The 9,067-nt window shown below is 46.5% G+C and carries 6 protein-coding genes and 1 pseudogene; 6 read left to right on the top strand and 1 reads right to left on the bottom strand.

Annotated features, from left to right (window positions below):
* Positions 1 to 212, top strand: a pseudogene (locus VB741_RS13915) (transposase family protein); the annotation flags it as partial.
* A gap of 452 nt (positions 213 to 664) precedes the next feature.
* Here the strand turns inward: VB741_RS13915 and VB741_RS13910 are convergent.
* Positions 665 to 1,840 (bottom strand): PP2C family protein-serine/threonine phosphatase, encoded by a 1,176-nt coding sequence (locus VB741_RS13910; RefSeq protein ID WP_323365784.1) that lies wholly within the window; start codon positions 1,838 to 1,840, stop codon positions 665 to 667.
* A gap of 425 nt (positions 1,841 to 2,265) precedes the next feature.
* On the opposite strand from VB741_RS13910, the gene VB741_RS13905 reads away from it, so the two are divergent.
* The 5 genes from VB741_RS13905 to VB741_RS13885 form a co-directional block, all read left to right on the top strand.
* Positions 2,266 to 2,442 carry a hypothetical protein gene (locus VB741_RS13905; protein ID WP_323365783.1) on the top strand — a complete coding sequence of 59 codons (177 nt, stop codon included), beginning with the start codon at positions 2,266 to 2,268 and terminating at the stop codon, positions 2,440 to 2,442.
* A 157-nt stretch (positions 2,443 to 2,599) separates the two neighbouring features.
* The gene (locus VB741_RS13900) at positions 2,600 to 5,617 is read left to right on the top strand and encodes a DUF3131 domain-containing protein (protein WP_442786362.1); all 3,018 of its coding nucleotides are present in this window, start codon (positions 2,600 to 2,602) and stop codon (positions 5,615 to 5,617) included.
* The gene (locus tag VB741_RS13895; protein WP_323365781.1) at positions 5,605 to 6,774 is read left to right on the top strand and encodes a DUF3131 domain-containing protein; all 1,170 of its coding nucleotides are present in this window, start codon (positions 5,605 to 5,607) and stop codon (positions 6,772 to 6,774) included. Before VB741_RS13900 ends, VB741_RS13895 begins: the two co-directional genes overlap by 13 nt.
* 58 nt (positions 6,775 to 6,832) lie before the next feature.
* Complete coding sequence (locus VB741_RS13890; protein WP_323365780.1) at positions 6,833 to 8,107, top strand: DUF3131 domain-containing protein; 1,275 nt, start codon at positions 6,833 to 6,835, stop codon at positions 8,105 to 8,107.
* A 696-nt stretch (positions 8,108 to 8,803) separates the two neighbouring features.
* On the top strand, positions 8,804 to 9,067 hold a 264-nt coding region (locus VB741_RS13885), incomplete at its 3' end, for a transposase (protein WP_323365785.1).

The raw sequence follows: 9,067 nt of genomic DNA, 5'->3' as shown, positions 1-9,067 counted from the left end.
TAAGAAAAAACCAAAGGGTGGAGAACTCTCCGAGGCAGAGCGCGACTACAATCGAACCTTGGGCAAGGAGCGCATCTGGGTTGAGCATGTAAATCGACGGGTCAAAATCTTTAAGGTTTTAGCGCAGTGCTATCGCAATCGACGACGGCGCTATGGGCTGCGTTTCAATTTAATCGCCGGCCCTCTACAACTATGAACTCAACCTGGCCTGAAAGAGTTAGAAAAGCCTTTCAGGCTAACACATAATCATTTTTGCAAGAGGTCTAATGAAATGGGTATCCCCACAGCTAGACGTTTTAAATCTAGAAAAAGAGAGAATCGGGTAAAAAGATTTTGAATTTGTAGTTCTGCTAGGGAAAAGCTGAGTTGCCAATCCCAAATGATGCCTCCTTTGTGTGGTAAATCCTTTTTGGTGAAGGCACCCAAGTGGAGAATATTTTGCGAGGGATCACTTCTGTAGACTTAATCGGAAATAGCTGAAACCATTGCTATGAGGGGCTTTCAGAAAATGGCTAAAATCAGTCTTAAAAGCTTTCCCCGCAAGCATTTGAGGGCTTTTCAGCCGTTTTATTACCGATTAAGTCTTGTAATTAAAATCGATGACTTTCCTCCAATCCAAGATCGAGTCCAAACCATTAGCGTGGCGGTTTGTCGCGCTCACCGTTTAGGCAAAACAGACCTCTAAAACTGAAAAGTCATCTTCCAATGTATTCCCACCATTGATGCGACATGCTGTTTCTAACAAAGGCTGTAGGTCAGCAGACTGTTTTTCCTTATGTCCTCGTAGAGTGTCAGCCCAAGCATCCAAGCCCCAAATTTCATGGGTATCCCCAACAGGGATTTCATAGACTCCATCACTGAAAAGATAGAGACTACTGCCTTCTGGGACTTCGCACTGCCGCATTTCAAAGGGAAATTCAGGCAGCAAACCAATAGCAATACCATCACTATCTAAATAACAAGTCTTGTAATCACTACCCTCAGGCACCGCTAGCACCGCAGGGGGATGACCCGCAGAAGAAAACTTTAAGGTGCGGTTAGTAATGTTATAGACCCCATACCAGAACGTGAAATAATCTTCTCCGTCATCACTGACCTGGAAAACGTTATTCAAAGCCGTCAAAACTGTTTCAGGATCATAGAAATCGGCATCCTGTAGCGTTTGTTTTCTCAAGATATTGAGAATTGAAACGGACAACAACGCAGATTTGACTCCATGCCCTGCCACATCTAACAGATGAAACATTAGGTGTTCATCGTCTAACCAAGTGTAGTCAAAGGCATCGCCTCCCAATGCATTGGAGGGTTGATATTGAACGTTTACATGAATACCGGTCTGAATATTCTCTTTTATTTTTCTAGAATCTTCAGTATTCGGTAGAAGTGCTTCCACATATTCAGCTGCGCGCTTCAATTCGAGCCGAAAACGCTCATTGCTTTCTCGCACTTCTTTTTCGGCTTGCCAAGCCTTGAGTAAATATTTTACTCGACCCGACAAAATTGGCATTTGCACAGGTTTAGTCACATAGTCCGTTGCACCAGCAGCAAACGCCATTTCCACTGATGTGGAATCCTCTAATCCAGTGACCATTAAAATGGGGATATGTTCTCCATCCGGGAGCTGACGTATTTTTCGACAACATTCGAAGCCGTCCATACCTGGCATTTTGGCATCTAATAAAATTAGTGCAGGGGAAATTTCTTGATAGAGTTCTAGTCCTCTTTCTCCGCCGTCGGCTTCAACCACTTGGCATCCTACTTTTTGCAACATTGCTTGTAGTAGTTTTCTCGAAAATAGATCGTCATCTATCAATAGAATCGTAGAAGTATTATTGTCCATCGATGATTATGCCTGTGGCCCACCCAAAAGGTTTATATTTTTCTTTTTGTTGTAGATGCGTGATTTTGGTAGACGCGAGTCGAATAGATGCTAAGTTTAGATATACCCAGAACATTGAATAACGGAACAAACTCTCTATATAACGCATCAGAAATAGTTAAAATCACTGATTATTTATCTCGAATGGATAGGGTAACGTTGAAACTACCCACGCTGTGAGTTACATCAGGCAGGTTCATTTTCAGTTTGTTTACAGTTTGTTTAACAGGCTAAGCGTATATGAATCAGGACGCATCAGAAATAGTTAAAATCACTGATTTTTATCTCGAATGGATAGGGTAGCGTAGAAACTACCCACGCTGTGGGTTACATCAGGTAGGCCCATTTTCAGTTTGTTTACAGAGTGTTCAACAGGCTAAGCGTATATGAATCAGGATGAATTTATAGGCCCCCCAACGATTTGGGCCGTTCTTACAGTGGTTGGCGGCATTGCCACAGCACTGGGCTTAATCATTACCCTAGAGTATGCCAGTAAACGCTTATCTCCCAAGGCTCAGTCAGCTACCGATACATCTTTGACCTCTGTTGTAGAAAGCGATTAGCAGAAATGTTGAACGTAGTCTTGGCCATCCATTTGAGGTAATGGCAGTATTCTTGCGCAGAGTAGCTGTGGTTATTGTGCCTATTGAAATTCGCTATTCATATATCAATTTCGCTTAAATTTGAACGCTCTGTTTTTTAATTTGGCCCCAGAGAGAAGTGTTAATACTATTATTGTCCCGCCATCGGTTCTGGACTAGATTTATCGCCTATTGGTTGGTGGGTATATTTCTTACTCTATGGATCTCTATATTCAAAATTTCTCCTGTTGTGGCGCAAAATGGTCCAGGACAGTGTGCTGCTATTACACAACCCCTAACGCCTGAAGAAATGGTCTATGCCCAATCGGCATGGAATTATTTTGTTGATAATGTTCAAGCGTCCACGGGGTTGTCTAATTCAGCTGGTGGCTATCCATCTGGTACCCTGTGGGACTTAGGTAACTACCTGGCAGCGATGAATGCGGCTCGGTGGATGGGATTAATCGAGCAAGCAGAATTTGACAGTCGCTTGAATCAGTTTCTGACTAGTTTGGGTAAGCTACGGCTATTTGAAGATACTCTACCTAACAAGGTTTACAACAGTGCCACCGGAGAAATAGTGGACTATGGTAACAATGTTTTAGATCGGGGTATTGGTTGGTCTGCGCTTGATATTGGTCGTTTGCTAGCTGCATTTCATATTCTGAGGACTTGTCATCCTCAGTACTCTGAGTGGATGGCTGGTGTTCTCTCTAGTTGGAATATTGCCGCCTCCGTTAGAGATGGCATGTTGTATGGAGCTGCAGTTCTGCCAGATGATACTACGCTCCCAGTGCAGGAGGGGCGTTTGGGGTATGAGGAATACGCTGCACGGGGTTATTCACTTTGGGGGTTTGATGCTCCGCAGGCTTTAGCCTACGACCCGTTTGATTTTGTTGATATCTATGGCATACAGATTCCATACGATACTCGGGATTTTCAAACCACGAATGCCAATAACTATGTTGTCAGTGAGTCTTATATTCTAGATGCGATTGAGTTTGGTCTAGAAGGAGACCAGGCCGATTATGCCCGTAGAGTGTTTGAGGCCCAGAAACGACGGTATGAAGATACGGGACTGTTGACGGCTGTTACTGAGGACAACATTAATAAGGCTCCCTACTTTCTTTACAGTACGGTTTATTCTAATGGCGAGCCCTGGGCCGTGATTACTGAGAACAATGTGCTACATCCCGAATTGCGTACCCTCAGTACGAAATCTGCTTTTGGATGGCGCTATGTGTATCCAGATGATCCCTATGCCCACAAGATTTTCGACCATGTAAAAGACACCACGAATTCGGGACGGGGCTACTACGCAGGTATTTATGAGTCAGGGCTGTATGATCCTGAACCTCCCCTTAATGATATTTTGACGGGTAATAGTAACGGTCTAATTTTGGAGATCCTGTATTACAAGGCCCGTGGTTATGTGCCCATGTTGGCCAGCGGCAGTGCTCCGATTTCGGTATCTACGATTCCAGCGGGTGAAAATACAGGGGAACTACCCCCACCACCAGAGACGGCTAGTCATTCTCAGCCTCAGCCCCCCGCTCAGCCCCCTGCGAAGCCAGCGCCAGAAACAGCCAATAATCCTGAGCCTCCCCCGGCTGCACCCGTAGCGGCTGCACCTCCACCTCCGGCAGCGCCGCCTGAAGGGATTACGATTGCAGCGATCGCACCGGTTGAAAAACCCCGTTCTTCGGCTTGTTCAGCGGTAGGATCTCCCTTAAATGTTACGGATATGCGCTATGCCAAAACAGCCTGGCAATATTTTGAGGCGAATCACACCCCGTCTGGTTTGGTCCCTGACCGTAGCGATCTTGATGGCGTCACTCTGTGGGGCATTGGAGACTACCTGGGCTCGCTCCATGCGGCTCGGGCGATGGATGTGATTAATGCCAACAAGTTTGACCAGCGGGTAAGGCATTTGATGGGAGCGCTTCAGGAAATCGATCTCTTTGCAGGCGAATTGCCCCACCGCTCCTATAACACCCTTACCCTAGAGCCCATCGATTACGGTGGTAATACGCTTCCCCAGGGAGATGGCTGGTCGGGTCTAGATATTGGTCGTCTACTGGCAGCATTGCACACCCTCAAAACGTGCCATCCCGAATATACTGATGCAGTCGATAAGCTGGCATTAGATTGGTCCTATCTACGAGTGGTGAGAAATGGCCGCATTGCTAATGCTCGGTTAGACCAAGATGATCGGGGGCGCGATCGCATCCGAGTGAAACCAGCCGAAATCTTAGGCTATGAAGAGTATGCTGCCCGTGCTTTTCAGCTATGGGGCTTTGATGCGTCTCGTTCGGCGGTTGGCGGCAATTATGTCACCACTAAGGTAGAAGACCAAGCCGTTCCCACCAATCGTTCTCAGCCAGAACAACGCGAGCGAGATGAGCTGTTAAATACCACCAGTACTCCCTTTATCTTGTACGGCCTAGAATTTGGGTTCGATCCTCAAATTACGTCCTTGGTGGAAGCCATTTACAAGGCGGAAGCAAGTCGATATCAGCGTACTGGCACATTTAGCGCTTCGGGTACTACTTTAGTCAATCAAGAACCATATGTAGTGCATAGCACCCTAGTGTCCGATGGTCGCTCGTGGGTTGCTGTGGACGACAATGGTGAGGTTATCCCCAATTCTCGTGTAGTGAGTACCGCTGTTGCGTTTGCGTATCACACCCTGTTTCCCGATAGCGACTATGGTCGAGATCTGTGGCTAGCAACACTCGATTTATATAATCCACAGCTTGGCTATTATGAGGGCTTTTACGAGAATGATGGCCGTAGAGCCATTGGGTTTACCGGGTCTACCAATAGCCTGATTCTGCAAGCATTGCTCCATAAAAATACTGAGCAACAACCTCTCATCTATCCCCACGAAGATATGGACTCTCCCTGGTGGGATGCCATTCGCGATGGAGATGTGTTGGGTCTGGGCTTGCCAGAGACGTCCCAACCTGTCATTCAAATGGTGACGAATGATCAAGGCAACTATTGGATTGCTAAGGGGGAAAGTATAGAAACAGTGTCTGCACCCAGACCACCCAGCATAGAACTATCCCAGGCACTGCCTACTGAGGAAAAAAAAACACACTCGATTTGGAAACCTCTGAATCTTCTGTTGCCACCTTTCCCTTGGAAAGCATAATTCAATTGGATAATCCCTTGGATCAAGCCGCAGCCCAGCGTGCCTGGAACTATTTTGAAAACAACTGGAATCCTGACACTGGCATGGTAAATGCGGTGGATAGACTTACCTGGGCGACCTGGTGGGATCAGGGGAGTGCTCTTTTAGGCGTGCATGCAGCGCGTCAACTCGGGCTTATTTCTGAATCAGAGTTCAATGGGAAACTGTCGGTTTTGTTAGCCACTCTAGAGCAGTTGCCCCTACCCCCAACCAAGCTGCCAAACAAGGCCTATGGCACTGACACCGCCGCCATGCGAACCTTAGGGAATCGTCCTGATCCTAACGGCACAAGCGGCTGGTCTGCCTTAGATCTAGGTCGCTATCTGATTGCGTTGCATACGGTGAAAACCCACTATCCGAATTTTCGCGATCGCATCAACAAAATCGTAGCCGGTTATGACCTAAACAAGTCCATTAAAGATGGCTGGTTATGGGGCAGTGGTTCGGGGCACAACGGTTTAGAATATTGGCAAGAAGGACGATTAGGCTATGAACAATATGCGGCCGATGGTTTTAAACTCTGGGGAATAGAAGCCAATAATGCCCTCCAGAATCCCCCGACTCAGCCTGTGATAGTGGAGGGCCTAGAACTGATGGTGGATCAGCGTGATTTTAACTCCTCAGGAGCGAGTAATCACCTCACCAACGATCCCTATTTGCTATGGGCGATGGAATTGGGCGTGCCTGAAACCTGGCAGGCTCAAATCGAAAATCTTCTACAGGTTCAAGCAAATCGCTATGCTGACACGGGCATACTAACCGCAGTAAACGAAGATGCATTGGATCGTAAGCCCTATTTTCTCTACTACAGTGTGTATTCCGATGGTCGGTCTTGGTCAGCAACAGATGTAAGAGGGAAAAATTATCCCGAGTTACGTTTTTTAAGTACAAAGGCTGCGTTTGCTTGGAATAGCCTGTTTCCAGAGAACGAGTATTGCCAAACCCTGAGACAGGCAGTGCAAAATCTTGCGGACGAGCAAAAGGGGTATCTATCAGGCCGATATGAAAACCCAGACCTTGGTCCTAATACAGCGATCAACGTCAATACTAACGCCATTATTCTTGAAAGTTTGTTATTCAAGGCCCAAAACGGGCAACCCATCGCTCATATCTCTTAAAAATATGAATTTCTCTCACTCCCGAACCTTTATCGGTCTGTTTGCTAGCCTTTTAACCATGAGCAGTTTGACTGCTTGTACCAGTGGCACAATTGGCACTGGTGCTCCCAAGGCCGACTTGCAGGCAACAACAACAGACGAGTCGTCTAATAATTTATGCGGCCAGCTAACCTCTCCACTGACGGAGCAAGAGCAAGAATATGCGACGGTCGCCTGGCAATATTTTGTCAATAACCGACAGCCCGAAACCGGATTTACCAACTCAGCCGATAAGTTTCCCTCTGGCACCCTTTGGGATCAGGGAAACTATTTAATGGCCTTGAATGCCGTCCGTTGGATGGGGATAATCGACCAAGATGAGTTCGATCTACAGCTCAATCAGTTTTTAACGTCCCTCGGCGAGCTACCTTTGGTCGAAGGTGCCCTGCCCAACAAGGTATACAATAGCGCCACTGGAGAAATGGTAGACTATTCTAACCAGCCGACGGAGAAAGGTCTGGGCTGGTCTGCACTAGATATCGGACGTTTTCTCACATCCCTGCATATTATTCGCACCTGTCATCCACAATATGACAATTGGATTTCTGGTTTAATGGCGAGTTGGCAGTTGCCCCGCTCCATTGAAGACGGTCAGCTCTATGGCGCTATCTATGAATCTGATGGCAAACTACTACCCGTGCAAGAAGGGCGTCTGGGCTATGAAGAATATGCAGTCCGTGGCTATGAGCTCTGGGGATTGAAAGCGCCCAAAGCACTAGAAGCAGATCCTATGAAGCTGGTGGAAGTGAGCGGAGTCAAAATTCCTGTCGATCAGCGTAATTTCCAAGATACAGATGCTAACAACTACGTCGTCAGCGAGTCTTATATTCTAGAAGCAATTGAATTTGGCTGGGATGATAACTTAGAAAAGTCTGCTCAGGCTGTCCTGGCTGCCCAAGAGAACAGATATAAAGAAACAGGGCATCTCACCGCTGTTTCTGAGGACAATGTGGATCAGGCTCCTCATTTTCTGTACAGTACGCTCTATGCAAATGGTACACCTTGGGCCGTGATTACAGAAGAGAATGAGCCTCACCCAGAGCTGCGTACGCTGAGTACAAAGTCTGCCTTTGGATGGTACTATCTCTTCCCTAAAAATCCCTATACAGTGAAGTTAATCAAGGCAGTAAAAGACTTACAAGATCCTGATGGTGGTGGTTTCTATGCCGGTCTCTATGAAGAAAATGAAGAAATCAACGCCATTTTGACTGGTAATACTAACGGTCTAATTTTGCAAATCCTTTACTATAAAGCCCTAGGCAATCAGCCTGTTTTAGATGTCCTGGAAAACTAGTACATCGTCAACGTTAAAAATTCGGGTTGAGGTCGGGAGTGGGCTTCGACAAGCTCAGCCTAAAGGGAATGGTGAGTAGGGAGTAGGGTATAAGGTTTAGCAAGGTTTAAGCCAATCACTCATTTATCCGAAAATTTAGTCTTGCTGCACGAGTAGTGCAGCGTCAAAGCTAAAAATTGGGATTGAGTCGGTGAATTGTGAGTCGAGATAAGGTTCAGCCAAGTTGTAAGCGATTTTCATCGATCTCAAATCTTAGTCTTGACAGACCACTAGTTTTCATTTGCTTGTGCTAATGTCAGTTGTTGTCTTCTGGCGGTCCATAGTCTGCAAGTACCTATCCCAGGTATCTTGCTAGCTGAGCGCAGTCGAAGCCAAAACTAAGCCGATGTGCCTTTTCAATTCTGTTGAAGGGACTTGTAAGTAAGCAGACAAAATAAATTACATGAGAACTTTTCAAAGATGACACTCTTTAAAAAGCCCCCAACCCCCAATTTTGGGGGCTTCGGAACTCAAAGTCCCCCAGAATTGGGGGATTTAGGGGGCCTCCAGGATTTTGAAATTAATTGTGCTCATCTACTTAGGGCTTGCTGAAAAAATAGCGACGTAGACTTAACAAGGGTTACAGGCTGTTACGTCCTGATTAGGTGCACAGGAAATTGGCTAAAATGCACAAAACCCTTGCACTTAATCAGGGACATGTACCGACACTCATCACCGGGGCAACTATCGTTCGAGAACTTCTATCTGCCGTTTGGGGGCAAATTATCGAGTGAGAACCGTTGGATAAAACTAGCGGAGATGGTTCCCTGGGATGACTTTGAGTCAGTGTATGCGCAGCAGTTCAGCCAAGATGAGGGAGCCCCCGCTAAAAGTTTTCGGATGGCCCTGGGCGCTTTAATCATCAAGGAACGTTTGGGCATCAGCGACCGTGAGACCATCGAACAAATACGAGAGAACCCG

This window comes from Leptothoe sp. PORK10 BA2, from assembly GCF_034932105.1.
Classification (GTDB): Bacteria; Cyanobacteriota; Cyanobacteriia; order Phormidesmidales; family Phormidesmidaceae; genus Leptothoe.
The sequence above is the reverse complement of the archived record's forward strand: the minus strand, read 5'-3'. Positions and strand labels throughout refer to the sequence as shown.

What these genes read in the sequence shown, in the direction of transcription:
- VB741_RS13910 (WP_323365784.1), bottom strand. Translation starts at nt 1,840, where the DNA reads ATGGACAATAATACTTCTACGATTCTATTGATAGATGACGATCTATTT.
- VB741_RS13905 (WP_323365783.1), top strand. Translation starts at nt 2,266, where the DNA reads ATGAATCAGGATGAATTTATAGGCCCCCCAACGATTTGGGCCGTTCTT.
- VB741_RS13890 (WP_323365780.1), top strand. Translation starts at nt 6,833, where the DNA reads ATGAGCAGTTTGACTGCTTGTACCAGTGGCACAATTGGCACTGGTGCT.